This window comes from Pontibacter ummariensis, from assembly GCF_900188175.1.
GTDB classification, from domain to species: Bacteria; Bacteroidota; Bacteroidia; order Cytophagales; family Hymenobacteraceae; genus Pontibacter; species Pontibacter ummariensis.
This window is the reverse complement of sequence record NZ_FZOQ01000003.1, coordinates 19,710-45,749: the sequence shown is the minus strand read 5'-3', so window position 1 is coordinate 45,749 and position 26,040 is coordinate 19,710. Positions and strand designations below refer to the sequence as shown.

Below are 26,040 nucleotides of genomic sequence, written 5' to 3'. Positions count from 1 at the left end.
GCGTATAAGAAACCAACATCAACCAAAGCGAATTGGCAAGCGAAGACACAAACGAGCAACTTATAACCTGCCCAAACTGCAAGCGGCTAGTACCCGCGTCCGATAAACGGTGCCCTTATTGCGGCGAATACCTGCCCCAGCCTGAAAAGGAGTGGAAGTTTAACTTTTCGGACTTAACGGCCGGGGAGATCTTTCTGATCGTGCTGGGTACTATTATGCTCTTAGTAGGATTAGTGGCTGTATGATACCGGGCCTTCAAACCCTGCGCCACCCTGTTTTCCTGGTTAGTTTGCTGCTGTTCTGCCTGAACCAGTTGCTGGAGCTGTCGAACCGCTATCTCTGGCCCCTGCATGCTTACCTGGATAACCTGCTCTGCCTGCCTGTGTCGCTAACTATTGTGCTGGCGGCTGAGCGGCTATACTTTCAGGATTCAGGCTTTGTATTGCCGTGGCAGTACGTCTTGCTGGCTGTACTGCTTTTTAGCCTGGTGTTTGAAGGTTTATTGCCCTTGTTCTCTTCGCGCTATACAGCCGATGCCTGGGACATTTTAGCCTATGCGCTGGGTGCTCTTGTCTTTCATTTCAGTATAAACAAGCCAAACCTCGTAACATAAGTAAGCAAGCCTTGTCTTTGGTTGTATTCGTGCGGCTTCGTGGCAGGAGTTGTTGGAGGCGAAAGGCCGTTGCAGCAAGCGTTCCGGTAATTTTTTTTCGTCCGCGAGGCAACCTTTCCTTTTTTACTGCATCTTTTAGTCAAAGAGTAGCCAGGAACACCTGGCGAAAAGACAAATGAATCGAAACTAATACCTAGAACTATGAAGAATATCAAATTTTACACGACTGCCCTGGCTGTTTTTCTGATGAGCTTTTTACTGGTAAACCTGCCGGCTGTGGCACAGCAGCTCAGGGGCAACGGGAACATTAAGACCGAGTCCAGAAGGGTGTCTAATTTTAACGGGTTGGATGTGAGTGGCGGTTTTATTGTAGAGGTTACAAAAGGAAGCAATGAGGGCGTAAGGCTGGAAGCTGATGAGAACCTGCTGGACAACATCAGAACAGAGGTGCGGGATGGTGTGCTGCATATCTACAATGAGAAGGGTGTTACCACCTCTAAAGCTATGAAAGCTTATGTGACAGTAGAGGAACTGAACAACCTGGACATTAGTGGTGGCGTGAAGGTAATCGGTAACTCTACCTTTACGCCTAATGCACTCAGGCTGGACGCGAGCGGAGGCTCAGACATTAAATTAACCCTCGACACGCGGGAGTTGCTTGGTAATTTAAGCGGAGCCAGCAAAGTGGCGCTGAGTGGAAAAGCCGGTGAAGTGGTTATGGACGTTTCGGGTGCTTCTAACGTTAACGCAGCCGATTTGCAGGCCAGCCGAGTAAAGATAGAGTCAAGCGGTGCGAGCAAAGCAAGGGTGTATGCTACAGAGGCGCTGGATATTGACGCCTCAGGCGCTTCGGCTGTCTATTACAAGGGCACCCCTAGCATCACCTCCGAAACATCGGCGGCCGCCAGAATATCAAGGATTAAATAAGCACCTGATAACATAAGCTCAGAAAAGCAGCCTTTCATAAAGGCTGCTTTTTTATGTCTGTATGGCTATCTATCCTTTACTAACAGCACCCCGTATAGGTAAAAGCAGAAAATGAACGACCTAAAACGATAAAACTATGAGTACTGCGAAGAAAACAACCGATCATGAAGAGATAAAGAAGTGGGCGAAGGAACAGGGTGGTGTGCCCGCCATTGTGAAAGGGACCGAGGATGATGGCGAGGGCCTGGGGCTGCTGCGCATCCACTTCCCTGAGAAGAGCAATGACGATGACCTGAAAGAGATTAGCTGGGAAGAGTTCTTTAAGGAGTTCGAACACAGCAAGCTGGCCTTGCTGCACGAGCCGGACGGCGTGTTCAGCAAGCTGGTGAGCCGGGAAGACTAAGAGGGTTAAGCAAAAAAGAAGGGGCCGGTACAAGCTGTACGGCCCCTTCTTTTTTGAAAAGTCTACTGCTGCTTAACGTACTGGTACAGGTAATACTGGAAGGCTAGCGTGTCCTTCTGCATCTACCGCCTGTACGGCGAAGAAGTAATTGTCTTTTGAGTAAGGGAGGGTTGCTTTGGTGTCTTTTACAAAGAATTTCTTTTCCCAGGCAGGACTGTTGGTTTCGCGCATCAGCACGTAATAACCTGCCGGCTTTTGTCCTTTACTCGGTGCTTTCCACTTAAGGTCTGTCTTGTTTGTAAGGTTAGAGGTGATCACCCCTACTTCCTCTGGGGCAGCCGGTGCCCAGCCAAGGCTTGCCATGGTGGCCAGGTTCACGCCTGTGTTCTTGCGCAGGTACTCAAAGTCCATATACTCGATCAGGTCGCCGTACTGCTTGCCGTCTTCCTTGCGCACATCCTGGTGCTGGTGGTCGAAGTCCTCATTGGTTTCGCTCATGCGCACGGCCGCAAAGCCATTCTGGTTAAAAGGCGTATGGTCGCCGCCGCGCAGGAAGCGGTCTGTGCGGTGCACCAACACTACATCCATTTGGTCAACGTATTTCTCGCCGGTGTTCTCCATATAGCGGGCCAGATTACGGCTCGGGCTGTCGTTCTCAGCGCCCAGGAGTTTTCGCAGGCGTGCCTGCTCTTCTGTCTCATTTGCTGGGGTGCCTTCGCTGAACACGCGTACGGTGGTGTTGTCGTGCAGGCCGGTTTCCGCAGAGTAAGAGTTACCTACAATATCGTTGTTGAGCATAGCCACCAGGTTCCAGTTCTCTTTTTTGGCACGCTCTGCTAAATGGCGGGAGCCGTAGAGCCCTTGTTCTTCCCCCTGGAAGGCCACGAACACCAACGTTGCCGGGAAATCTTTGGAGGCCATAATGCGGGCCATTTCCATCACCATGGCTACCCCTGAGGCATCGTCGTTGGCGCCCGGTGCTTTGCTTTTGGCATCCATCACGTCGGTAGCACGCGAATCGAGGTGGCCACCTACAATAATCACACGGTCATCGTTCGGGTCAGTACCTTTTAGTATCGCCATCACGTTGGCCATTTCCACGTCTTGCGGGATACGGCGTCCGTCTGCTTTCACAATGTAACGGTCCATCTCCACGGTCATGCGGCCGTTGGAGTTTTTAGCGTATTTCTCGAACTCAGACTTTACCCACTCGCGGGCAGCGCCAATGCCTTCCTTTTTGCTGGTCGTGGTGCTAAGCGAGTGGCGGGTGCCAAAGTTCTCCATTTTTTGCACCAAATCTCTCAGGTTCTTCGCAGAGATCTGGTCAACCATCTGCTTGATCTCATCGTCCTGTGGCACTACTTCCTGTGCCTTGCTTTGGAGAGGGTTGGTAAAAAGTAAACCTGCCAGCATTACGGGCGCCAGCAGTCGGGTGAGGTTTGATTTATAGGTCATCTTGTATTTAAGGTAAGAGTAGTAAACCCTAAAGATACAAAATACCGGCCAAAAGTCATTGTGCTGACAGTTATGAGGCGCTCTGTACTGTCTTATGTTATATAAGCCGTGCTACAAGGGCCAAACAAGCAGAACTTTCTTACAGTAAACCTAGAAGGCCAGCTTGCAGCGTTCCTGCTGCAGCAAGTGCAGCTCCTCGTCTACATGCAGGATGGTCTTGGTGTTGTCCAGTTCGATCTGGTAGCGCTTGGAGAGCTCTTTGCGTTTGATCGCCTCCAGAAAACGCCGGGCGTCTTCGCGGGTCTCCAGGGTCAGGCCCGGCACTTTCGCGGGCTTGTCGTCATCCCCCTTGGCCACCATGGTAAAGTAGGAGGTGTTGGTATGCTTCACGAAGCCGGACTTTACGTTTTCAGAGATCACTTTTATACCTACCATCAGCGAGGTGTTGCCTACATAGTTCACCGAGGCCAATAGCGACACGAGCTCTCCCACCTCAACTGGTTGCAGAAAGTTTACCCCATGCACCGATACCGTAACGCAGTAGTTGCCGGCATGCTTTGCGGCGCAGGCATAGGCTACCTTGTCCATGAGGGAGAGCAGGGTGCCGCCGTGTATTTTCCCCCCGAAGTTGGCATAGCTCGGAATCATGAGCTCTGTGAGGGTCGTGCAGGAGTAAGAAACGGGGCGGAAGGCAGGAATAGCCATAGTTAAAGTATAGTTTCACGTGAATGTATAAGCTATACTGTGATACCCTTTTGGCTGTTGCGCTTACAGGAAGATCACATCCTTCACGATCTCGTCGCCCACCTCCAGGTTCAGCAGCTCGATCACCTTTTTTTTCGACATATTGAGTTCGTGCTTTAGGGGGGCCGAGGTAAGGCGCACGAACAGCTTATGATCCTTAAAGTAAAGCTCCTGCGTCTTCAGGGCAATAGGCTTGCCCATGATCTTTTCCCAACTCTGCACAATATGCACTTCGCTCAGCTTGCCCTGCAGCCGGTAAGCCTTCATCAGTGCCTTCAGGCTTTCCCCGATCGGCTGTATGTCGGCTTTCCGTCTGTCAATCTCCTCTTTCTTCTTGTAGTAGCGCACGTGTGGGAATTTTAATTAAATGAATTTTGAACGAGTGAATAAGCTGAGTACATTCAAAAGCGCGTCAAGTTAACCTTTATTGGCTTCTGCTGCCCGGCTTTTGGAAAATATGTTAGTTACTTGATAGCTGCTAAATAGCTGGCGATACAAAGGTTTTGCATTCCGGCGCTGTAACTAGCCCGGGAAGGATGCCTCGGGTGACCACTTTTCGTCATCCTTCCAATTTGCCACCATTTTACGTTTAAATCACTAACCGAAGCATTTATTTCCGAAAGGCAGGTGACCAAGAACCGTCTTGCTTTTATCGGCTCTCCCCAGGCGGCTAAAAGGTCAACCTGTTTATACTGTTGCAGGCACTCCACTATTGCTTTTAGGTTCGCTGCATGGTGCTCGGAATTTAGCATAAGGTCCATGCCATTGGGGGACGTTGACCGCTGAGGATAGAGATTTAACATGATAAAACTGTCGTACCCGTTCCGCTGTGCGAAACCGGCAACTTTAGAAACAGTCATGTTATGATCTGTTGTGCTTGGGTTTAGCCCAACAGCAACAAGAGGTTTTACCCCCTTTTTCCCTAAAACAAACCTTAGGGTGTTGTCTGAATTGATCTGATATAAGTCTACTTGAGATATTCCCATTTAGAGGTAAGCCTACACTGAAACAGTATTTGAAAGGGCGGACGACAAAGATCAATCCCTTATCACCTTTACCGTTCCTTCCTTCACCTCAAATCTACGGATACTCTCCGAGAGGCCCTCTAAAATTTTGTCGGTGCGCTCCAGGTGGGTGTCTGTCAGGAAGATCTGGCCGAAGGTGTGGGCGGCCACCATTTGCATGAGTTGCGTAATGCGCTTCTCATCCAGGCGGTCGAAGATATCGTCGAGCAGGAGCAGGGGCTTGTGGTGCTGCCGTTGGTCCACCACCTCAAAGTGGGCCAGCTTCAGGGCGATAACGTAGCTTTTTTGCTGCCCCTGCGAACCGAAGCTCTTCACAGGGTTACCGTCCATCAGGAAAACGAAGTCATCTTTGTGCGGGCCTACGGTAGTGCGCTGCAGGGCCAGGTCTTTACGCTCTGCTTGCCGAAGTTTCTGGGCAAAACCGTCTTCCTCCAGCTGGCTTTTGTAGGTCAGGCTCACTTCTTCGCTACTGCCCGAGATGTGGTGGTAGTGCTTCTGAAAGATAGGAATGAACTCCTGCAGGAAGTTCTGCCGCTCCTGCGCCAATTGTTCGCCGAGGGGTACGAGTTGTTCATTCAATACCTGCAGGTACTCCTGGTCGTAGTAGTGGCGCTCGGCAAACTGCTTCAGCAGGGAGTTGCGCTGCTTCAGGATGTGGTTGTACTGGATCAGCTGCTCCAGGTAAGCATGGTTTAGCTGCGAGATTAGGCTGTCAAAGTACCTGCGGCGTTCTTCGCTGCCCTCCCGGATCAGGTCGGTGTCGTAAGGGGAGATGAGTACGACCGGAAAACGGCCAATGTGCTCGCTCATCTTTTCGTACAACACCTTGTTATGCATTACGGTCTTTTTCTGGCCTTGCTTCAGGCTTACCTGCACCGTGTGCTTGCTGCCTTCCACCTCAAAACGGCCCTTCACCATAAAGAAGTCCTCGCCCTGCTTTACGCTCTGAGCCTCTGTGCCCGGAAAGGCGCTCCTGGTCATAGAGAGGTAATAAATGGCGTCCAGTAAATTCGTTTTACCGCTGCCGTTATCGCCAATAAAGCAGTTGATATGCTCCGAGAAGCTAAGGGACGCTTCTTCATAGTTCTTGAAGAACAGCAAACTGAGATTTTCGAGGAGCATTTAATTTCTACTTTGATATCTTTTTCCTTAATTTCGCATGCTAAAACCGTCTGTGGCTTATATTTGCCGCAGGACTAAGCGGTTATATGCCGCGAAGTATAAACGGACATCTTAAAAACGCATAGACTATTACTCATGGCTGATACGAAAGAAAAGGCAAAAGCGAAGTCGGCGAAAGCAAAGGTACAGGCTGAGCCAAAGTTTTCAAAAGAAACCTACATGCAGTGGTTTGAGTCGATGAAACTCATGCGCCGCTTCGAGGAGAAAGCAGGCCAGCTGTATGGCCAGCAGAAAATCAAGGGCTTTTGTCACCTGTACATAGGACAGGAAGCTTGTGCTGCCGGTGCTGTAAGTGCGCTTACAAAAGACGATAAGTGGATCACGGCTTACCGCGATCATGCACACCCACTGGCCTTAGGTACAGACCCGGGTGCAGTAATGGCAGAGTTGTTTGCCAAAGCGACTGGCTGTTCTAAAGGGAAAGGCGGCTCCATGCACATCTTCGATAAAGAAGTAAACTTTATGGGTGGCCACGGTATTGTGGGTGCTCAGGTGCCAATGGGCGCTGGTATTGCCTTTGCTGAGAAATACAATAAGACAGGCAACCTGTGTGTGTGCTCTATGGGCGACGGCGCGGTGCGTCAGGGTGCCTTCCACGAGGCCCTGAACATGGCCATGACCTGGAAACTGCCAGTGATCTTCGTGATCGAAAACAACGGGTACGCCATGGGTACTTCGGTACAGCGTACTTCTAACGTCACTGATCTTTACACCTTAGGCGAGGCGTACGACATGCCATCTGAGCCTGTAAACGCCATGAGCGTGGAGGATGTGCATGAGGCGGTAGCAAGAGCTGCTGAGCGTGCGCGTGCCGGCGAAGGCCCAACCTTGCTGGAGTTCAGGACTTACCGCTACAAAGGGCACTCTATGTCTGACCCTGCCAAGTACAGAACGAAAGAGGAACTGGAAGATTACAAAGGCAAAGACCCGATCGAGGCTGTACGAGCAACTATCCTGGAAAACAACTGGGCAACAGAAGAAGAACTCGAGCAGATCGACGAGCAAGTGAAGCAGCGTGTAGCTGATGCGGTGCAGTTTGCAGAAGACTCTCCTTACCCAGATCCTTCAGAGCTTTACACAGACATCTATGTGGAGAGCGACTATCCATACATAATGGATTAAGTCACAAATATTTCAGAGTTAGGAATTAAAAAATATTATTTTGATGTTCAGGCATTAGGAATATTGCTTAAAACCATTTTTAATTCCTAATTTTGAATTTATCATTTCACTAATACTAATGGCAAAAGAATCAGTTAAGAAGCACAACGAGTTTGAGGAGCTGGTGGAGAATCCGGATGCATTGGCAGACCGTTTGACACAGTCAGAGGATTTCGTAAAGAGAAACAAAACAAAGCTGCTCGTTGTCTTTGCCGCTATCGCTGCACTTATCGTGGCTGGCTTTTTGTATTACAACTACCGTAGCACCCAGAACCGGGAAGCTCAGCAGGCTATGTTTCAGGCGGTTTATTACTTTGAAGCCGACTCCCTGAGCAAAGCCCTGGAGGGCGATGGCCAGTATGAAGGCTTATTGCAGATCGCAGATGAGTACAGCGGTACAGAGGCTGGTAACTTAGCTAATTTCTACGCCGGCGTAGCGTTGCTGAAGCAAGGACAGTACGAGGCAGCCGTAGCGCGTTTACAGGAGTTTGAGTCGGATGATTACCTGCTGCAGGCCCGTGCCTATAGCCTGACAGGCGATGCCCTGTTGGAGCAAGGCAAGAACCAAGAGGCTGCTGAGCTGTATATCAAAGCGGCTAACTACAACCCGAACCCGTACTTTTCGCCGCAGTACCTGATGAAAGCAGGTATCGCTTACGAGGCTGATAACAATTATGCCGCGGCTGTAGAAGTGTATGAAGAGATCATCACGGATTTTGTGACCTCGGCCGAGGTAGCAGACGCCAAAAAGTATAAAGCCCGTGCCGAACTACTGGCAGGCGGCAACCAAGCAGAATAGAAGGCCCTGGCCTTCTTTAAAAAGCGCTTTTGTGCTGGTAAGCCAGGCAAAAGCGCTTTTTTATTTGGACATGGCGTAAAACGATTAATGAATAACGAAACAAAGCATGGCGACATCACTTAAAAACCTGAGCGAGTACAACAAGGAAAACCTGGCTGACATCTCTGAGAAGATGTTCGGGATAGTTGTTTCGGAATGGCACGATGATATTACCGGTACCCTCTGCCAGGGAGCTGTAGACACCTTGCTGGAGCATGGAGCCAGGAAAGAGAATATCTTCATCAATACCGTGCCTGGCAGCTTTGAGCTGACGCTAGGGGCGCAGTTTCTGGCACAGCAGGAAGAGATTGATGCAGTGATTTGCATTGGGGTTGTTATTAAGGGCGACACTAAGCACGACGACTACATCAACCATGCTGTAGCGCAGGGCATCACCCATGTGTCCATGAAGTACAACAAGCCGGTGTCCTTTGGCCTTGTGACCACCAATACACTGGAGCAGGCGCTGGATAGGGCAGGAGGCAAGCACGGTAACAAGGGCGTAGAGGCCGCAGCGGCCGCTGTCCGGATGCTGAGCTTCTAAGATAAAGACAGGTTAAACAAAGCGGGCAGGCTCCTGTAGTAGGAGCCTGCCCGCTTTTGCGTTTTTTTAGCTGATGAGATTTAGAGCCTTAGTAATGCTCTACCTGTGTTACCCAAATGTTTCCAGTTGCTGCCTGTCAGACAAGGCGAGGTAGGAGGCAGATAACAATTGTTTAAACACAGACAGGGGTTTCAAAGAGCTATAAACAGCGAAAGGGGAGACTTGGTCTACTATTATCAGAAAATGAGGCAATTGGTTGGGACAAAAAGGGTTTATTTATAGTTATAAATAGTAAAGTATTCAGATATCTGTTATTTTTGCACAAATTTTAGCCTGACCACCACATACTACTGCAAATCTGGCTAAGCATTTAAAAGAGTACTTGCAAACTAAACTTAAAATCGTGCACGTGTGTTATGTGCCTGAAAATTAACTTAGAGTTATAGTTTAGTTTGCCACAACAGGGGTTAAAGCTATAATTAAGTTCTAATAGTAGAATGAGCACAAACGAAGAAAAACAGCGTTATTCCAGAGAGGAGTTATTGGAGTTCGAAAACATCATTCAGGAGAAGTTGACGAATGCGCGCAAGGAAGTGGCCTTTATTAAGGAAACCCTGAGCCGCCGTAACGATTCAGGAACTGATAACACAGCATCCCCTACCAAAGTATTGGAGGACGGCGCTGATACGGCTGAGAAAGAAAGCCTGAACCAGCTGGCTTCACGCCAGATGAAGTTCATGCAGCAGCTGGAGAACGCCCTGATCCGCATTAAGAATGGCACTTACGGGGTTTGCATTGTTACAGGCAAACTGATTCCGAAAGAAAGACTGCGTGCCGTACCGCACACGCAACACTCAATTGAAGCAAAACTTCAGCGTAACGACTAGTACTTTTACCACTTGAATATTCTACAAAACCATATTCAGGCACTTGTTTTCTGTGCCCAGTCGCCAATTAGTATCGAAGAAATCCAGCGTTGCCTTCAGGAGGCACTTGGCATGGAAGAGTTACTTGTAAGCGATGTGCTGGAAGCCATTGAAGGCATAAACGAGCGGTTGTTGGAGGAGGGATTTGCCTTCCAGATCTATGCGATCGGAGGAGGATACCAGTTTCTCACCAAACCGGAGTACCAGGATACGGTAAGTACTTACCTCAAGCATAAGACAAAGAAGAAGTTGTCAGCGTCTTCTTTAGAGACGCTGACAATTATCGCCTACAAGCAACCGATCACGCGCTCGGCCATCGAGCAAATTCGTGGTGTGGGGTGCGACTATGCCATTCATAAGTTGCTAGAGAAAGAGCTGATAGAGATAAAGGGAAAAGCCGATACCATTGGCCGCCCTGTGCTCTATGGTACCTCTCAGAAATTCATGGATTACTTTGGTATCAACCATATCAAGGACCTCCCTCAACTGAAAGACTTCGCCACCGAAGAAAATACCATTGGTGAAGTGGCCGACTAGTGCGTTCGGCAACAATTAAACCCACATTCTACGATTCCGAATTAATACTGCACGTAAACAGGTACAGTAGCGATACTGCATCTATAAATTTATTATAATGGCAAGAGACAACGAAAGACCTGACCGCGGTGACGCAGGCGAAGGCAGAAGAGGCTCTGACAGAAGAAACCCTGGCAGACCGTTCAACAGTGACCGAGACGGTAAAAAGATTTTTAACAGAAGAGATAAATACGACAGATCAGAAGGCAGGGGAGAGCGCAGTGAGCGTCGTTCCTTTGGCTCTGACAGAAGAGACAACGATAGAAGGGAAGGCGGAGAGCGCCGCCCGTTTAACAGTGACCGACCACGGCGCGAGGGCGGAGACCGTCCGTTTAACGCTGATAGGGCTGACAGAAGAGACGGCGGCGAAAGGCGTTCATTTAACAGCGATCGCCCGAGAAGAGATGACAGAGACCGTCGCCCGTTTAACTCGGAGAGAACGGAGCGCCGCGAAGGTGGTGAAAGACGTTCTTTCGGAGACAAAAGAGAAGGAGGCGAACGTCGTCCGTTTAATGGAGACAGACCCGAAAGGCGCAGCAGCGACAGAGGCGGTTACAAGTTCGACAAGAGAGACGACCGTCGCGGGGGTGAGCGCAGATCTTTCGGTGAAGACAGGATCCAGCGCTATAACAGAGAAGGCGGAGAGCGCCGTTTCAACTCCGACAAGCCTGACAGAAGAGATAACGACAGAAGAGACGGCGGCGAGAGACGTTCTTTCAACTCTGATCGCCCCAGGAGAGACGAAGGCGAACGCCGTAGCTTTGGTGGCGACAGAAAGCCTTATAGGGAAAACAGGCAGGAAAGGTTAGGCAAGCAGGCTCCTAGCCGCAGCCGCTTTGCCGACCGTAACAAAGAGGCAGGCCCTGAGCAGGAAGCACCCACCTATAACCTGAGCCGCTATAAGGACAACCCACGCATTAAGAAATCTGAGCGCGACAAAGAGGATGACGGCACGATTCGCCTAAACCGCTTTATCGCCAATGCCGGCATCTGCTCCCGCCGCGAGGCCGACAGTTTGATCGAAGCCGGGGAGATAAAGGTAAATGGCGAAGTGGTAACGGAGATGGGCTTTAAAGTACAGCCTACTGATACGATACAGTACGGTAAGAAAATCCTGAACCGTGAGAAGCTGGTATACGTGCTGCTGAACAAGCCGAAGGACTTCCTGACTACCACAGACGATCCGGAAGGGCGCAAAACGGTGATGGACCTCGTGAGCAGTGCCTCCAGTGAGCGCATCTTTCCGGTAGGAAGGCTGGACCGCAATACAACAGGCCTGTTATTGTTTACAAACGACGGGGAGCTGGCGCAAAAGCTGACGCACCCTTCCAACGGCATCAAGAAGATCTATCAGGTGGAGCTGGACAAGCCGATCACCAAAGCTGATTTTCAGCAAGTGGCCGAAGGTGTGGAACTGGAGGACGGAAAAGCAGAGGTGGATGATGTGGCCCTGCTAGGGGAATCTAATAAGTTCCTGGGCCTGGAGATCCATATTGGCCGTAACCGCATTGTGCGCCGTATTTTCGAGCACCTGGGCTACGAGGTAGTAACGCTGGACAGGGTACAGTATGCAGGCCTTACTAAAAAGGACCTGCCGCGTGGTAACTGGCGTTATTTAACCGAGAAAGAAGTCGTTCGCCTGAAATACTTTATGTAAGCTCATGCGCAGCGTTGCCATTGACATTGGAAACACCGGCACCAAGTATGGCATCTTTGAAGAGGACGTACTGGTAAAGCAAGGCTATTTTGAGGGGCAGGATACCCTGCCGCAAGAATTGTTAAGCGAAGCTTTTGACCATGCCATAGTTGCCACAGTAGCACAAAGCGCAGAAACGATACAGCAAAGGCTGTCTGTTAGGGGTAAGTTCCTGGAGCTTACCCCACAGACAGCCTTGCCTGTTTCTAACCTGTACAAAACGCCCCAAACGCTGGGTGCCGACCGAATTGCCGCCGTGGTAGGGGCCCATTACTTTTTCCCGAACCGCAATTGCCTGGTATTTGATGCAGGCACCTGCATTACGCACGACTTTTTGGACAGTGTTGGCAATTACCATGGGGGCGGAATTGCACCGGGCCTGAACATGAAATTCAGGGCCTTGCATACTTTTACCGGGAGGCTGCCGTTAGTACAGCGAACAGATGACGAATTTCCGCTAACAGGCCAAACTACCCAGGAGTCTATACTAAGTGGCGTACTGGCCGGTAGCGTGGCCGAATTGAACGGTTTGATCCGCGCTTATACAGAAAACGCAGCCGACCTGGTGGTGATACTTTGTGGGGGCGACGCTGGATTTTTTGAAAGTAAATTAAAAGGACGCATCTTTGTAATTCCTGAACTGGTCTTAATCGGGCTTCACAGAATATTGACACATAATGTATAAGACACTTCGCGTACTGGTAGGCTTTGCTGCACTGTGCTTGGCGCATGCCACACAGGCACAGGTTATCAGCAACACACCGTACTCCCGTTTTGGACTGGGCGAGATAAACGAGAACCTAGGGAATATCCGCAACTTGGGTATGGCTGGTGTAGGCGTTAGTGCCGCCAACAGTTACCAGGCAAACACTGCAAACCCTGCCCTGCTGTACTACAACAGCATCACAAACTTTAACATGGGGGTTGCGGGGCAAGTAAAGTCTTTGAGCGATGGAAACGAGTCGCAATGGGATTCCAACGCCAGCCTTTATAACCTGTCGCTGGTGGTGCCGGTGTCTAAGCGCTGGAGCTCAGCGGTGGGTCTTCGCCCTTATTCTACCGTTAATTACGAGATTGGAGCCTCTAAGGAAGTAGCGGGAAACCCCGAGGCAACTTTTGTCAGAAGGTATGAAGGCACAGGAGGCCTGTCTGAGGTGTACTTTGCACATGGGGTGCGGGTAGTAGGGGGCCTTTCGGTAGGAGGCAGCGCCTCTTATATTTTTGGCAATATTGCCAATGAGGTTTCCAGCGCCATACAAGACCCAGCTTTTCCAGCCGTAGGCGTGCAGGAAGTAACCGTGCTCAACAACACCACCTACAGAGACTTCCTGTTTAGGGCCGGAGTAAACTACAGGCAGAAGCTAAAGGACAAGTTGTTTATAAGTGCCGGCGGTGTGTATACCTTCGAAACAGAACTGGAGGCAGAGCGCAAGACCTCCTACGACCGTCCTCTTATTACCGGTTCTACTCCTTTGTTGGCTGATAGCGCTGAAAGCAGTGTTGTTTTGCCAGCGGGCTATCGTGCGGGCATAAGCCTAGATAATGGTTCTAACCTGACGCTGGCGGCAGATGTTGCCATGCAGAAGTGGTCTGACTACAGGAACTTTGAGGGGCAGCAAGGCGAGTTAGAGGATACCTACCGCGTAGCTGTGGGAGGAGAGTATACGCCTAATGCAGCCTCTATCGACAGTTACTTTGAACGCATTACCTACCGTGCCGGCCTGTATTATGGGGAGACACCCTACGTGCTAAACGGCAAGCAAATAACAGATAAGGGTGTTACTGTTGGCGGTACGCTGCCAATTGGCCGGGCCTCGGTTTATGATTTGTACCTGCTAAACCTTTACATGGGCTACGGGCAAAGGGGCACTGTAGAGAATGGACTTGTTGAAGAGAACTATTTTCTGTTCGGGGCCGGTTTTACAGTGAATAGCCGCTGGTTTATTAAACGTAGGATCGAGTAAACAAGAGCATTATTTCCTGAGTTGCAGAAGGCCGTTTCTTGAAGCGGCCTTTTTTGTGATAATTGCACCACAGGGTGCTGTCAGGCTTTAACTATAAATTTATTAACTTCACTTAACCGGATTACGCTAAAGAATGCAAAAAGCTTGGATTGTCGGGCTACTGGCTTGTATGTCCTTTGTTGGATTCAGTTGCCAGAAAGAACTGAAAGACCCGGATGAGGAGCAGAAGTACAAAGGGCCAACGCTGGAAAACCACGATGTCATTACGCTGTACAGCGACTCTGCCCGTCTGCTGATAAAGTTACAGGCTCCTGTGCAGCAGGAGTTTGAGAGCGGCGATGGGGTTTTCCCGGAAGGGCTTTATGTGGAGTTCTTTGAGAAGCCCGGGCAGGTAACGTCCACCTTGCGCGCTAATTATGGTAAGCAGAACAGGTCAGAGAACCTGTTCCTGGCACGGGGTAACGTGGTGGTGAAGAACCTGGTGAAGCAGGAGACACTGGAGACAGAGGAGCTTTTCTGGGACAGAAGCAAGGCGGAGATCTACACAGACAAGTTCGTTAAAATCACCACGGCCGAGGAAGTTCTGATGGGAAAAGGCTTGCGCGCAAACCAAGACTTCTCCTGGTACAAGATCACGAACCCTACCGGTACTTTTGACTTAAAGGAATAATGAACCAAAAACTTATAAACGTTATTCTATTAGCGTTGTCGTTTGTGGTGATGGTGATTGGCGTACACCGCAGCCTGGTGGAAGACGACATCATCGGTAATTATTGGCTCTACATGGTGGGCCTTGTACTGTTTATGCTGTACTACTACCGCAAAAAGAAAGGCGCCTGATTAATTTGGATCAACTTAACCTATGATAGACCCGAGTCAGATCGTTGTTTTATTTGTAGCCCTGCTGTTCTCTGCCTTTTTCTCGGGCATAGAGATGGCCTTTATGGCGGCAAACAAGATACAGATCGAACTGAGCGAGAAGAATGGTGTGCTCTCGGGGCGTATTCTGGCCTTCCTGTTACGGCAACCGGCGCGCCTGTTAGGCACAGCGCTGATAGGCAATACACTGGCCTTGGTGCTGTACGGTTTCGCTATCGCCGGAGTGCTTAGCAAGCTCCTGAGCTTTTATTTGCCCGAGCCGCTGCAGTTTACCTTCCTGATCCTGTTGCTGCAGATTTTTATTGCCTCGGTGGTGGTCTTACTCACGGCCGAGTTCCTGCCCCGTAGCCTGTTTGCCATCAACCCGAACCGGATGCTGCAACTGCTGGCAGTACCCATCCTGGTGATCTACTACTTGCTGTACCCGGTGGTGTACCTGATCGTGGGCCTGAGCAAGTGGGTAGCCGAGAAAGTGTTCAAGATCGAGTTTTCGGAGGAAAAGCCCGTTTTCGGCTTCACCGATCTGAACGCCTTTATTAAGAATCGTCTCTACTATCCGGAACAGAAAGATGCCCCCGAAGTGGATTCTCTTATCTTCCATAATGCCCTGGACTTTAAAACCGTGAAGGTGCGCGAGTGCATGGTACCTCGTACCGAGATAGAGGCAGTGGAGGTAGAGGAATCGATTGAGGCGTTGCGACAGGCGTTCATCCAGACAGGCCATTCCAAAATATTGGTTTACGAGGATACCATCGATAACATCATTGGCTATTGCCATCAATTGGCCATGTTCAAACAGCCCCGGAACATCTCCGAGATCATTTCGCCGGTTAGTTTGGTGCCCGAGAGCATGCTGGCCAGTGAGCTGTTCGTAAAGCTTATTTCGGAGCACCGCAGCGTGGCCGTGGTCGTGGATGAGTTTGGCGGCACTTCTGGCATAGTTACTGTAGAGGATGTGATAGAAGAAATTTTTGGAGAGATAGAAGATGAATATGACGTGAACACAGCCTTGCTGGAGCAGGCCATCCCTGGTAAGGGCGTTTACCTGTTCAGTGCACGCCACGAGATCGACTACCTGAATGAGAAATATGAGTTAGACCTGCCGGAGGGGGATTATGAAACGTTGGGAGGACTTATCCTTTCAGTGTACGGAGAGATCCCGCAGCCCGGCGACCAGGTGGAGGTTTTGCCCTACACGTTAACCGTGCTAACAATGGAAGAGAATCGGGTGGGAGCCGTGAAGCTGGTTAAAAACACAGATATTCAGGTAGATGCTGAAACCTAAACTGGAGTATAAAAATTTTGATTTTCAGCACTATTAACCTTATTTTGCACAATCCTTTTTATATTTAAATAAAGAATGGCATTAATTAACAAGATTAGAGAAAAGTCTGGTTGGGCTGTAGGCGCCATTGCCATAGGGCTCGGCGTGTTTGTAGTGGGCGGTGACCTGCTAGGGCCAAACTCAAGACTTTTGGGTAACGATGCAAATACAGTTGGCGAGATAGCCGGTGAAGAAATCGACTTTCAGGAGTTTGACCTGGTGTTGCAGCAGGTAAAGGCTGACTACGAGAACCGTGTAGGCCGTGCTGCAAATGAAGGGGAGCTAGCCATGCTGCGCGAGCAGGCCTGGAACCAGCTGATCTTTAAAATTGCCCTGCAAAAGGAGTATGACCGCCTGGGCTTAGAGGTGACAGAGGATGAACTGGCCGACATGGTACAGGGTAACAACATTCACCCTGCCGTAAGACAGGCTTTCACTAACCCGCAGACAGGCGAGTTCGACCGCAACCAGGTGGTGCAGTACCTGCAGAACCTGGACCAGATGGGCCCGGAGGCACGCCCTATGTGGGTGAACTTCGAGCAGAATATCCTGTCTGATCGCCTGCAGTCTAAGTATGCGAACCTGCTAAATAAAACAGTGTATATAACGTCAGCAGAGGCGAAGAACTTCTACAAGGCCCAGAATGCGGCTGCTGATTTAAAAGTGCTGTACGTACCTTTCTTCACCGTTTCTGACTCTGCCGTGCAGGTAACAGATGCGCAGCTGCAGGACTACTACAACCGCAACAAAGAACGCTATAAGGTAGAGGCCGGTCGTTCTGTGGAGTATGTAACCATTCCTGTTGCCGTTTCTAAAGAAGACAGTACTTACTATAAAGAGGAGTTTGCGAACATTACGCAGCAGTTCGCCAATGCTAACAACGACTCTGTTTTCGTAAATATTAATTCAGATGTACCGTTCGACGGTACGTACCGTACCCCAGGCGAACTGCCAGAGCAACTTCGCAAGCAGCTTCCCCTGCAGGAAGGTCAGGTATACGGGCCATACACAGAAAACGGAGCCACTGCGGTGTACAAGGTAACTGACGCCAAAGAAAGTGACAAGAGTGCCCTAAGAGCCAGCCATATCCTGATCCGACCTGAGAATGACACCCCAGAGGCCAAGGCTGCCGCCAAGGCGAAGGCACAGGATATACTGAGCCAGATAAAAGGTGGCGCTGACTTTGCTAAGTTAGCTGCACAGCATGGGTCTGACGGTACCGCTGCCGCAGGAGGTGACTTAGGCTGGTTCCCGGAAGGACAAATGGTGCCTGCGTTTGAAGAGGCTGTTTTCGGCTTCTCAGGCACTGGCGTGCTGCCTAACCTGGTAGAAACGGAGTATGGCTACCACATTATAAAGGTAACAGAGCCTAAGACAAATCAAACATACCAGGTTGCTGCCGTACAGCGTGTGATTGAGCCAAGCGAAACATCCCGTGATGCTGCTTATACCGTTGCCGATCAGTTGGCTGGTACAAGCGGTAACCTGGAAGAATTCAGGGAGAACGTAACCGCAAACGAGGCACTGGTAAGAGAAGAGGCGAAGAACATCGGCAAAAACAACGTGCTTGTAAATAACCTGAACAATGCCCGTGAACTGGTTCGCTGGGCTTATGCACAGGATACAGAAGTTGGGGATGTGTCGCCAGTGTTTGAAATTGATGACCAGTTTGTGGTAGCTGTTCTGACAGGCGAGCGTGAGAAAGGTTATGCTTCTATTGAGGATGTACGCGATGAGTTGACAGCAGCTGTGCGTAACGAAGTAAAGGCAGAGCAGATCATCGCCAAGCTGAAAGGACAGAAAGGATCGCTGGATCAGATTGCCGCCAGCTATGGTTCTGATGCCATGGTTAGAACGGCTGATAACGTAACGTTCGCTTCCGGAACAATCCCAGGCTTGGGCGTAGAGCCCGTGGCTGTAGGCAAGGCCTTTGGCTTAAAGCCAGGCGCCCGCACCGCTCCGTTTGAAGGACAAGGTGGTGTAATGATTGTAGAACTGGTAGCATTGGATGAGGCACCAGAGATCAACGATCTCTCCAACGTAAAGCAGCAGCTTGTCTCTACCCGCAGCAACCAGGTAACAAACAACGCGTTTGAGGCGATCAAAGAGAAAGCTGATATCAAAGATAACCGTGTGAGATTCTTTTAATCCATACCAGATACAGAACAAAAGAGCCGCTCCCACAGAGCGGCTCTTTTGTTTTTAAGGCTGTTAAGTAGGAGTTCCAGACTCTTAAAGGGATCGGAGCGGCCTTCGCTGTTTGCTTTACTACCAGCTTTGGTTGGGCCTTTCTTCCGCAGGTTCTAAACTGATTCCGTATATTCATAGTTAAGAGATAGACACACATACCTGTAGAGGCTTTCTGACCGTTTGACTTATACTATGCTGAAAAGATACTTTCCCTTTCTGCTTTCGCTGCTGTTGCTGTTTGCGATGCCAGCGGCCTATGCCCAGCAACAAGACCTGGAGCTGGCAAGAGAGTACTATAGCCAGGGTAATTACGACAAGGCCGAGTCGCTGTACAGCAAATTGATAAATGAACAGCGCTTGTTCCACGTGGTGTATCCCGATTACCTGAAGGTCCTCCTGGCGCAACGAAACTACAAGGAGGCCGAGAAGCTGGTGAAGAAATCGGTTAAGCGCTATCCCGATAACCCGGGGTACGAAGTGGATTTGGGAAAGGTGTACCAGGCTTCGGGGGATAAAGCCTCCGCCGAGAAGCAGTTTAACAAGCTACTGGAGAACCTGAAGCCAGAGGCCGTGATTGTGGTGGCCAGCGCTTTTATGCAAAACGAACTGTACGACTATGCCGAGAAGGCTTACCTGCGCGGCAGGCAGCTGGGCAATGACCCGCTTGCGTATAACCGTTCACTTATTGCCCTGTACGCCTACCGGCAGGAAACAGAGCGCCTGATACCCGAGGTGCTTAACATGCTGCAGGCTAATGAACAGGAACTAGGGTACGTGCAGAACATGCTGCAGAATACGCTGCGGGAAGACAAGAACTTTGATGCTTTAGAAAAGGAGCTGATTTTGCGCGTACAGCAGAACCCTGATAAGCTTTCCTACAACGAATTATTGATCTGGCTGTATGTACAGCGGCGGGATTTTTACGGAGCCCTGATGCAGGCACGGGCAGTAGACAAGCGAACGCGCAGCGGCGGTATGCGGGTGATGGAGCTGGGTGGTATCAGCCTCGAAAATAAAGATTACCAGGGGGCCATCGAGGCCTATGAGTACATCGTGCAGGAGTACCCGGAGGGCCCATACTACCTCTTAGCGCGGCAGCGGCTTATCAACGCCCGTGAAGAACAGGTACAAAACACTTTCCCGGTGAGCGCCGAGAAGATACGTGCCCTGCTGACTGATTATGAGGCGCTGCTGAACGAGGTAGGGCGTAGCCCGCAAACAGTAGAGGTGCTGCAGCACATGGCCAACTTATACGCCTTTTATTTGGATGATAAAGAAAAGGCCATTGCCCTGTTGCAGGAAGCGATTGCCATGCCCCGTGCTAATCCTGATCTGGTTGCTGATGCCAAACTAACGCTGGGGGATATTTACCTGCTAAAGGGAGAGCCATGGGAGAGTACCCTGCTGTACTCACAGGTAGAGAAGTCGCACAAGGAGACCCCTATCGGGCACGAGGCCAAGCTCCGTAACGCCCGCCTCAACTACTATAAGGGAGACTTCGAGCTGGCACAGGCACACCTCGACATCCTGAAATTAGCCACCAGTCGGGAGATCGCCAATGACGCTATGGACCTGAGCCTGCTGATTACGGATAACACGGGTCTGGACACCTCTACCGTGGCCATGGAAGCCTATGCGGCCATCGAGCTGCTGGTGTTCCAGAACAAGCTGGATGAGGCCTTAGAGGGCCTGGACAGCATGCTGCAGAAGTACCCGGGGCATAGCCTAACCGATGAGATATTTTTTCAGAAGGCCAATATCTACGAGCGTACAGGTAATTTTGAGAAGGCCGTAGAGAACCTGCAAAAGATCGTGGGTAACCCGCAGTTCGATATCCTGAGTGATGATGCCTTGTACAGGATGGCCTTTATCTATGAGGAGAGTTTGCAGGAGAAGGAAAAGGCACAGCAACTGTACAACGACCTGCTGGTGAAGCATGCCGGTAGTGTGTATGCAGCAGAGGCGCGCAAGCGGTTCCGGAAGTTGCGGGGCGATACCCTGAACTAAGGCAGGCTTAGCCGAAAAAGATAAAGAGGATAAGTAGAAAGAGAATAAAGAACCCGTACATGATCAGGTCCAGGGAATAATTCTTATACTTTTCGAAAAGCTCTCTGAATCGTTTCATACGTTCTCCTGTTGTAGCACTGCAAAAGTACGAATTTTTGGAGCTAGGCTAAAGGAAGCCTTTCGGCCCTGCCACGAAAAGTACCTTAAATTGGCTACCTTTGCAACCGAACAATTGTAGTGTAGCAGAAGCATATGGAGAAAAGGTGGGTACACAATCAGGAGTCGCCAGCGGAGGTAGTTGAGAACCTTGCACAGGCGCTTAAAATCAGCCCAACGCTAACCGGCATCCTCTGCCAACGCGGTATCTGCACTTTTGAAGAAGCTCGGCGCTTCTTCCGCCCCAGCCTCAGTGATTTGCACGACCCCTTCCTCATGAAGGACATGGGGCAAGCTGTAGACCGTCTGAACCAGGCCCTGCACAAGGGCGAGAAAGTACTGGTGTACGGCGACTACGACGTAGACGGGACTACCTCCGTGGCCCTCATGTACGGCTTTCTCCGCAACTACACCCATCAAATTGATTTCTACATCCCGGACAGGTACAAAGAGGGCTACGGCGTTTCGAGCCAGGGCATAGACTGGGCAGCGGAACATGGTTTTAGCCTGATCATCAGCCTGGACTGTGGCATTAAGTCAGCGGATAAAGTGGCCTACGCCTCCGGGAAAGGCATTGACTTTATTATCTGCGATCACCACTTACCTGACGAGGACATTCCCAAGGCAGTGGCTGTACTGGACCCCAAGCAAGTGGATTGTCCTTATCCTTACAAAGAGTTGTCGGGCTGTGGAGTGGGTTTTAAGCTGATACAGGCTTTCTGTATGCAGAATGATATTGCACAGGAGGAAGCTTACAAACTACTGGACCTGCTCGTTGTAAGTATCGCTGCTGATATCGTGCCCATCACCGGCGAAAACCGCATCCTGGCTTACTATGGCTTGCAGCACTTGAACGGGCCCCAGCCCATGCGCCCCGGGCTAGATGCGTTGAAGGAACTGGCTGGCATTACCGGAGAGATGGATATCACCAGCATTGTGTTTGGTTTTGCCCCCCGTATTAATGCGGCGGGCCGTATGGGCGATGCCAAGAACTCTGTGCGCATGCTCCTGGCTCAGACGAAAGAGGACGCCTTCCGGATGGCCGACATCATCAACGAGTCGAATAAAGAGCGGCGCACCAAGGACACGAACATCACCAAGGAAGCCCTGCAGATGATAGAGGCGGATGACTTTTTGCGGACGGCAAACTCTACCGTGTTGTTTAAGGAGACCTGGCATAAAGGGGTGATTGGTATTGTGGCCTCCCGCTGCATTGAAAAATATTACCGCCCCACCATTATTCTGACACAGTCCAACGGCAAAGCCTCTGGCTCGGCCCGCTCTGTGCATGGCTTTAACGTGCACAGTGCCATTGAGAGCTGCTCAGACCTCTTAGAGCAGTTTGGCGGTCACATGTACGCTGCAGGCCTCACCTTGCCTGTGGAGAACGTCCCTGCCTTTATAAAGCGCTTTGAGGAGGTGGTAAGCAACACAATTACTAAAGAGCAAAAGATCCCGCAGATAGAGATAGACGCGAAGATCGACCTCAAACAGATCACGCGTAACTTCTACAACATCGTGCGACAGATGGAGCCCTTCGGCCCCGGTAACATGCGCCCTGTGTTTGTGTCGGAGTGTGTGTATGATACAGGTAGTGTACGCGTGGTGGGGGATTCGCACCTGAAGCTGCGCCTGACGCAGGATGGCTTTTATAGCATCGATGCCATTGGCTTCGGCTTGAGTGATTTTTATAAGCCTATCTCCAAAGGCATCCCCTTTGACTTGTGCTACACGATCGAAGAGAACGTTTACAGGGGAGTAACCACCCTGCAACTCCGTATCAAGGATATCAGAATGAAATAACGCAATGCTGCAAGCATTGCTATAAACAGGAAGAGGAGGCTTAACCAAGCCTCCTCTTCCTGTTGGGTACATACCCTGTGTCTTTAGCTGTGTACCTTGTTATACTACGGCAAAGGATACATGTGCTTTAATTGGGAGAGCGGGCTCACCTGTTCTTTCTGTGCCACAATTTCGGGCAGGCACAGCTGGTTCAGCGTTTCTAAGTCTCCCATAAAGAAGTTCATGTCTACTGCTGCATTGATACCTGTAACCCTTCCTCGGTCGGTATGCTGCCAAAACATCCAGCTGTCTGCCTGGTGCAGCTCAGGCTTGTTGTCGCTATAGCGGGCGATCCAGAAATGGTACTCCTGGAAGTGCCCCTGCAACCATCTGCGGTAATAGTTCTGGCTGGTATAAATGATGGGCTTAACACCGTAATGGGCAGTGATTTCCTCTAGCCAAACTTTTATATTTCGTCGTAGCTCTTCGCCCTTCATCCCTGGTTCCACTACCTCCACGTCCAATACAGGGGGCAGGTCGCCTGGTTCCAGGGTTACGATGCTCTTAAACAGCTCCACCTGACACAGAGCAGGGGCCTCTGGTTTAAAGTAATGATAAGCACCGCGCTTAATACCGTGGCGTTTGGTTTCTTCCCAGTTGCGGGCAAAGTAGGGATCTATGCGGAATTCCCCTTGGGAGGCCTTTATAAAGGCAAACGCAACATCTGTTTCCCGCACAAGTGACCAGTCTACTTCCTTTTGCCACCGCGACACGTCGATGCCTTTTATCGAAGATCTCTCCACGCTGTTTGTGCTTGCTGCTTTCGGGTCGTTGTTCACAGGTTCTGTCGTATCTAAACCAAAGCCGGGATATCCGGACAGCAGCAGCAAGCCCGAAAATGCCAGTTTCTGACAAGTCGAGATAAACAGGGGTAATGGCATAAAAACAAGGATTTGAGATGAAGCGAGATTCAAATTAAATATTAATCCCGGCTTATACAACAGTAGATAAAAAGGATTAAACAGATTGTTGGTTAAGTTTTAATAGCGAAATTAATATATAAGATCCTGAGAACGTGACGCCTCTAGCTGGACCCAATCCGTTGCAGGATGGCGCCTTTATGCGTAATTTAGCCACGATGATACTGAGAGCAGAAAACCTGATAAAGAAGTACAAAGCGCGCACCGTTGTGAACGACGTGAGCGTGGAGGTGAATCAAGGCGAGATCGTGGGCTTGCTAGGGCCAAACGGTGCTGGTAAAACCACTTCGTTTTACATGATCGTGGGTTTGGTGAAGCCTAACAGGGGCAAAATATTCCTGGATCAGGAGGACATCACTGATTTGCCCATGTACAAGCGCGCCAAGCGAGGCGTAGGGTACCTGGCTCAGGAGGCGTCTGTTTTCCGGCAACTGACAGTAGAGGAGAATATCCTATCGGTGCTGGAGATGACGAAGCTGCCTAAAAAGGAGCAGCATGAAAAGGTGGAGAGTTTGCTGGAGGAGTTCTCTTTAACGCATGTGCGCAAGAACAAAGGCATTGTGTTATCTGGTGGGGAACGCCGCCGGACCGAGATTGCCCGTGCTCTGGCCGTAGACCCTAAATTCGTACTGCTGGATGAGCCTTTTGCAGGGGTAGACCCCATCGCAGTGGAGGAGATCCAGAGTATTGTGGCGAAGCTGAAGAGCAAGAACATCGGTATCCTCATCACCGACCACAACGTGAACGAGACACTCTCCATCACCGACCGTGCCTACCTTCTGTTTGAGGGTAAAATCCTGAAGTCCGGTACCGCCGAAGAGCTGGCCGCCGACGAACAAGTAAGGCGCGTGTACCTGGGTAAACACTTCGAGCTGAAGCGAAAGATCTAACCTGATGCTTTATTAGCCTTGATGATATTTAATTCTATAGTGACGTGGGTGATGAAGAAGCGGATTCACCAGATCGATCTGTTTCGGAAATACCCGCACGAGGTGCAGGAGGAGCTGTTTCAGAACCTGATCCACACGGCTAAGGCAACGGAGTGGGGCAGGAAGTACGGCTATGCTGACATTAACTCTATCCAGGAGTTTCAGGAGCGGGTACCGATAAGTGCCTACGAGCAGTTGTACCCTTACATAGAGCGTACGCTAAAGGGGGAACGGAACCTGCTGTGGCCCAGCAAGGTGGAGTGGTTTGCGAAATCTTCCGGCACCACCAATGCCCGCAGCAAGTTTATCCCTGTTACTCCAGAGTCTCTGGAAGACTGCCATTACAAAGGGGGCAAGGACCTGCTTTCTATCTACGTGAACCTTTATCCGGAATCTAAGCTGTTTAAAGGTAAAGGGCTTTCTATCGGGGGGAGCCATCGCCCCAGCGAGTTTAATCCGAACATCTCCTGTGGCGATGTTTCGGCGGTGATCATGCAGAACCTGCCGATATGGGCGGAGGCCATGCGTACCCCTCCGCTGAAAGTTGCTCTGATGGACAAGTGGGAGGAGAAAATAGAGAAGATGGTGGAGGTGACTGTGCCGGAGAATGTGACCAGCTTATCAGGCGTGCCTACCTGGACCTACGTGCTGCTGAAGCGTATTCTGGAGGTAACAGGAAAAAACAACATTTTGGAGGTATGGCCTAACCTGGAGCTGTTTGCCCACGGTGCCGTGGCTTTCGGACCTTACAGGCAACTGTTCCGGGAGCTCATTCCCTCTGATAAGATGAACTACCTGGAGATTTACAGTGCCTCCGAGGGCTTCTTCGGCATACAGGACCAGCGCGACACGGAGGACGAGATGCTGTTGATGCTGGACTACGGGGTGTACTACGAGTTCATTCCCGCAGGCCAGTTCAACGAAGAACAGCCGAAGGCACTGACCCTGGACCAGGTGGAGTTGGGCAAGAACTACGCGCTGGTGATTTCGACCAATGCTGGCTTGTGGCGCTATAAGCTAGGGGATACGGTTCGTTTTACCAGTCTTAGCCCTTACCGGATTAAAATATCGGGTCGCACCAAACACTTTATCAATGCTTTCGGAGAAGAGGTAATTGTGGAGAACGCAGAGGTGGCCGTAACGCAGGCTTGCAAAGAGACGGGTGCCATTATCTATAACTTTACCGCAGCGCCTGTATATATGGAAAGCGGCAAGCGTGGTGGCCATGAGTGGCTTATTGAGTTTGAGAAGGAGCCCGACAGCTTAGAGCGGTTCACACAGGTGCTGGATAATACCTTGCGGGAGATAAACTCTGACTACGATGCCAAGCGCGAGAAAGATATTGCCCTGCAGGCCCCCATCGTACATGCCGTGCCGCACGGTACTTTCATCGGCTGGCTCCGTAAAAAAGGAAAGCTGGGAGGGCAGCATAAAGTGCCCCGCCTGTCAAACACGAGAGAGTACCTGGAGGAGATTATGGCGTTAGTCTGAAAGAGCTTTTTAGACCAAGCTCCTGTAAATAAAGTAAAAATTGAGGATGCCTTTTGCCGAATAGAATAACGGGATGACCTTAGATTAGACGTTTTATTAGCTTACTGGGTACCGTCTTGGCGTACCTCTGTTAACAGGCCATATGGGGCTCATTGCTACAACCGGTCTTTCTGGCTTTGGCTCGTCTTAGGAATAACGCTTCCAATCGTTCCCTGAATTGTTCTACTATGGATAGGCGAACGCAAGTT

The 26,040-nt window shown here is 50.4% G+C and carries 25 protein-coding genes; 19 read left to right on the top strand and 6 right to left on the bottom strand.

Annotated elements, in window-relative coordinates; genetic code table 11:
• The first annotated feature begins 241 nt into the window (after positions 1-241).
• The 3 genes from CHB92_RS04240 to CHB92_RS04230 all read left to right on the top strand — a co-directional run bounded on the left by CHB92_RS04240 (position 242) and on the right by CHB92_RS04230 (position 1,943).
• Positions 242-613: a hypothetical protein gene (locus CHB92_RS04240; RefSeq protein WP_089317942.1), complete on the top strand. Its 372-nt coding sequence runs from the start codon at positions 242-244 to the stop codon at positions 611-613.
• A gap of 201 nt (positions 614-814) precedes the next feature.
• Positions 815-1,540, top strand: a complete 726-nt coding sequence (locus CHB92_RS04235) for a head GIN domain-containing protein (RefSeq protein WP_089317941.1) — start codon at positions 815-817, stop codon at positions 1,538-1,540.
• Positions 1,541-1,676: 136 nt separating this feature from the next.
• Entirely contained in the window at positions 1,677-1,943 is a 267-nt protein-coding gene (locus tag CHB92_RS04230; RefSeq protein WP_089317940.1) for a hypothetical protein, read from the top strand.
• A 72-nt stretch (positions 1,944-2,015) separates the two neighbouring features.
• Here the strand turns inward: CHB92_RS04230 and CHB92_RS04225 are convergent, their stop codons facing one another.
• From CHB92_RS04225 to recF, 5 genes are all read right to left on the bottom strand, one after another.
• Positions 2,016-3,398, bottom strand: a complete 1,383-nt coding sequence (locus tag CHB92_RS04225) for a M28 family metallopeptidase (protein ID WP_089317939.1) — start codon at positions 3,396-3,398, stop codon at positions 2,016-2,018.
• Between the two features lie 150 nt (positions 3,399-3,548).
• Entirely contained in the window at positions 3,549-4,103 is a 555-nt protein-coding gene (locus CHB92_RS04220; RefSeq protein WP_089317938.1) for an acyl-CoA thioesterase, read from the bottom strand.
• Positions 4,104-4,166: 63 nt separating this feature from the next.
• Positions 4,167-4,490 carry a DUF721 domain-containing protein gene (locus tag CHB92_RS04215; RefSeq protein WP_089317937.1) on the bottom strand — a complete coding sequence of 108 codons (324 nt, stop codon included), beginning with the start codon at positions 4,488-4,490 and terminating at the stop codon, positions 4,167-4,169.
• 116 nt (positions 4,491-4,606) lie between these two features.
• A complete protein-coding gene (locus tag CHB92_RS04210; RefSeq protein WP_089317936.1) occupies positions 4,607-5,128 on the bottom strand; it encodes a DUF1643 domain-containing protein in 522 nt (173 codons plus the stop codon).
• Between the two features lie 51 nt (positions 5,129-5,179).
• Positions 5,180-6,289 carry a DNA replication/repair protein RecF gene (gene recF, locus CHB92_RS04205; protein ID WP_089317935.1) on the bottom strand — a complete coding sequence of 370 codons (1,110 nt, stop codon included), beginning with the start codon at positions 6,287-6,289 and terminating at the stop codon, positions 5,180-5,182.
• 135 nt (positions 6,290-6,424) lie between these two features.
• Between recF and pdhA the strand changes: the two genes are divergently transcribed.
• The 14 genes from pdhA (at position 6,425) to recJ (ending at position 22,413) form a co-directional block, all read left to right on the top strand.
• Complete coding sequence (gene pdhA, locus CHB92_RS04200) at positions 6,425-7,471, top strand: pyruvate dehydrogenase (acetyl-transferring) E1 component subunit alpha (RefSeq protein ID WP_089317934.1); 1,047 nt, start codon at positions 6,425-6,427, stop codon at positions 7,469-7,471.
• A 118-nt stretch (positions 7,472-7,589) separates the two neighbouring features.
• Positions 7,590-8,309: a tetratricopeptide repeat protein gene (locus CHB92_RS04195; RefSeq protein ID WP_089317933.1), complete on the top strand. Its 720-nt coding sequence runs from the start codon at positions 7,590-7,592 to the stop codon at positions 8,307-8,309.
• Between the two features lie 106 nt (positions 8,310-8,415).
• On the top strand, positions 8,416-8,892 hold the full coding sequence (ribH, locus tag CHB92_RS04190) for a 6,7-dimethyl-8-ribityllumazine synthase (protein ID WP_089317932.1): 477 nt from the start codon (positions 8,416-8,418) through the stop codon (positions 8,890-8,892).
• Between the two features lie 497 nt (positions 8,893-9,389).
• Positions 9,390-9,779 (top strand): TraR/DksA family transcriptional regulator, encoded by a 390-nt coding sequence (locus CHB92_RS04185; RefSeq protein ID WP_089317931.1) that lies wholly within the window; start codon positions 9,390-9,392, stop codon positions 9,777-9,779.
• Between the two features lie 12 nt (positions 9,780-9,791).
• The gene (gene scpB, locus CHB92_RS04180; protein WP_089317930.1) at positions 9,792-10,355 is read left to right on the top strand and encodes an SMC-Scp complex subunit ScpB; all 564 of its coding nucleotides are present in this window, start codon (positions 9,792-9,794) and stop codon (positions 10,353-10,355) included.
• Between the two features lie 97 nt (positions 10,356-10,452).
• Complete coding sequence (locus CHB92_RS04175) at positions 10,453-12,051, top strand: pseudouridine synthase (protein ID WP_089317929.1); 1,599 nt, start codon at positions 10,453-10,455, stop codon at positions 12,049-12,051.
• A 4-nt stretch (positions 12,052-12,055) separates the two neighbouring features.
• Positions 12,056-12,775, top strand: a complete 720-nt coding sequence (locus tag CHB92_RS04170; RefSeq protein ID WP_089317928.1) for a type III pantothenate kinase — start codon at positions 12,056-12,058, stop codon at positions 12,773-12,775.
• A complete protein-coding gene (locus tag CHB92_RS04165; protein ID WP_089317927.1) occupies positions 12,768-14,054 on the top strand; it encodes an OmpP1/FadL family transporter in 1,287 nt (428 codons plus the stop codon). Before CHB92_RS04170 ends, CHB92_RS04165 begins: the two co-directional genes overlap by 8 nt.
• Before the next feature lie 133 nt (positions 14,055-14,187).
• Complete coding sequence (gene lptC, locus CHB92_RS04160; RefSeq protein ID WP_089317926.1) at positions 14,188-14,724, top strand: LPS export ABC transporter periplasmic protein LptC; 537 nt, start codon at positions 14,188-14,190, stop codon at positions 14,722-14,724.
• Positions 14,724-14,894: a hypothetical protein gene (locus tag CHB92_RS25720; RefSeq protein ID WP_179222950.1), complete on the top strand. Its 171-nt coding sequence runs from the start codon at positions 14,724-14,726 to the stop codon at positions 14,892-14,894. Before lptC ends, CHB92_RS25720 begins: the two co-directional genes overlap by 1 nt.
• A gap of 22 nt (positions 14,895-14,916) precedes the next feature.
• The gene (locus tag CHB92_RS04155; protein ID WP_089317925.1) at positions 14,917-16,218 is read left to right on the top strand and encodes a hemolysin family protein; all 1,302 of its coding nucleotides are present in this window, start codon (positions 14,917-14,919) and stop codon (positions 16,216-16,218) included.
• Between the two features lie 75 nt (positions 16,219-16,293).
• Positions 16,294-18,405 (top strand): peptidylprolyl isomerase, encoded by a 2,112-nt coding sequence (locus CHB92_RS04150; RefSeq protein ID WP_089317924.1) that lies wholly within the window; start codon positions 16,294-16,296, stop codon positions 18,403-18,405.
• A 234-nt stretch (positions 18,406-18,639) separates the two neighbouring features.
• Complete coding sequence (locus CHB92_RS04145; protein WP_089317923.1) at positions 18,640-20,454, top strand: tetratricopeptide repeat protein; 1,815 nt, start codon at positions 18,640-18,642, stop codon at positions 20,452-20,454.
• Positions 20,455-20,706: 252 nt separating this feature from the next.
• The gene (gene recJ / locus CHB92_RS04140; RefSeq protein ID WP_089317922.1) at positions 20,707-22,413 is read left to right on the top strand and encodes a single-stranded-DNA-specific exonuclease RecJ; all 1,707 of its coding nucleotides are present in this window, start codon (positions 20,707-20,709) and stop codon (positions 22,411-22,413) included.
• Between the two features lie 104 nt (positions 22,414-22,517).
• On the opposite strand, the gene CHB92_RS04135 is transcribed toward recJ, so the two are convergent.
• Positions 22,518-23,333, bottom strand: a complete 816-nt coding sequence (locus CHB92_RS04135) for a glycoside hydrolase family 25 protein (RefSeq protein ID WP_089317921.1) — start codon at positions 23,331-23,333, stop codon at positions 22,518-22,520.
• A gap of 197 nt (positions 23,334-23,530) precedes the next feature.
• On the opposite strand from CHB92_RS04135, the gene lptB reads away from it, so the two are divergent.
• Both lptB and CHB92_RS04125 read left to right on the top strand, forming a co-directional pair.
• Positions 23,531-24,262, top strand: coding sequence for an LPS export ABC transporter ATP-binding protein (lptB, locus tag CHB92_RS04130; RefSeq protein ID WP_089317920.1), 732 nt, complete (start codon positions 23,531-23,533; stop codon positions 24,260-24,262).
• Between the two features lie 51 nt (positions 24,263-24,313).
• A complete protein-coding gene (locus CHB92_RS04125; RefSeq protein WP_089317919.1) occupies positions 24,314-25,792 on the top strand; it encodes a GH3 auxin-responsive promoter family protein in 1,479 nt (492 codons plus the stop codon).
• Positions 25,793-26,040 lie beyond the last annotated feature (248 nt).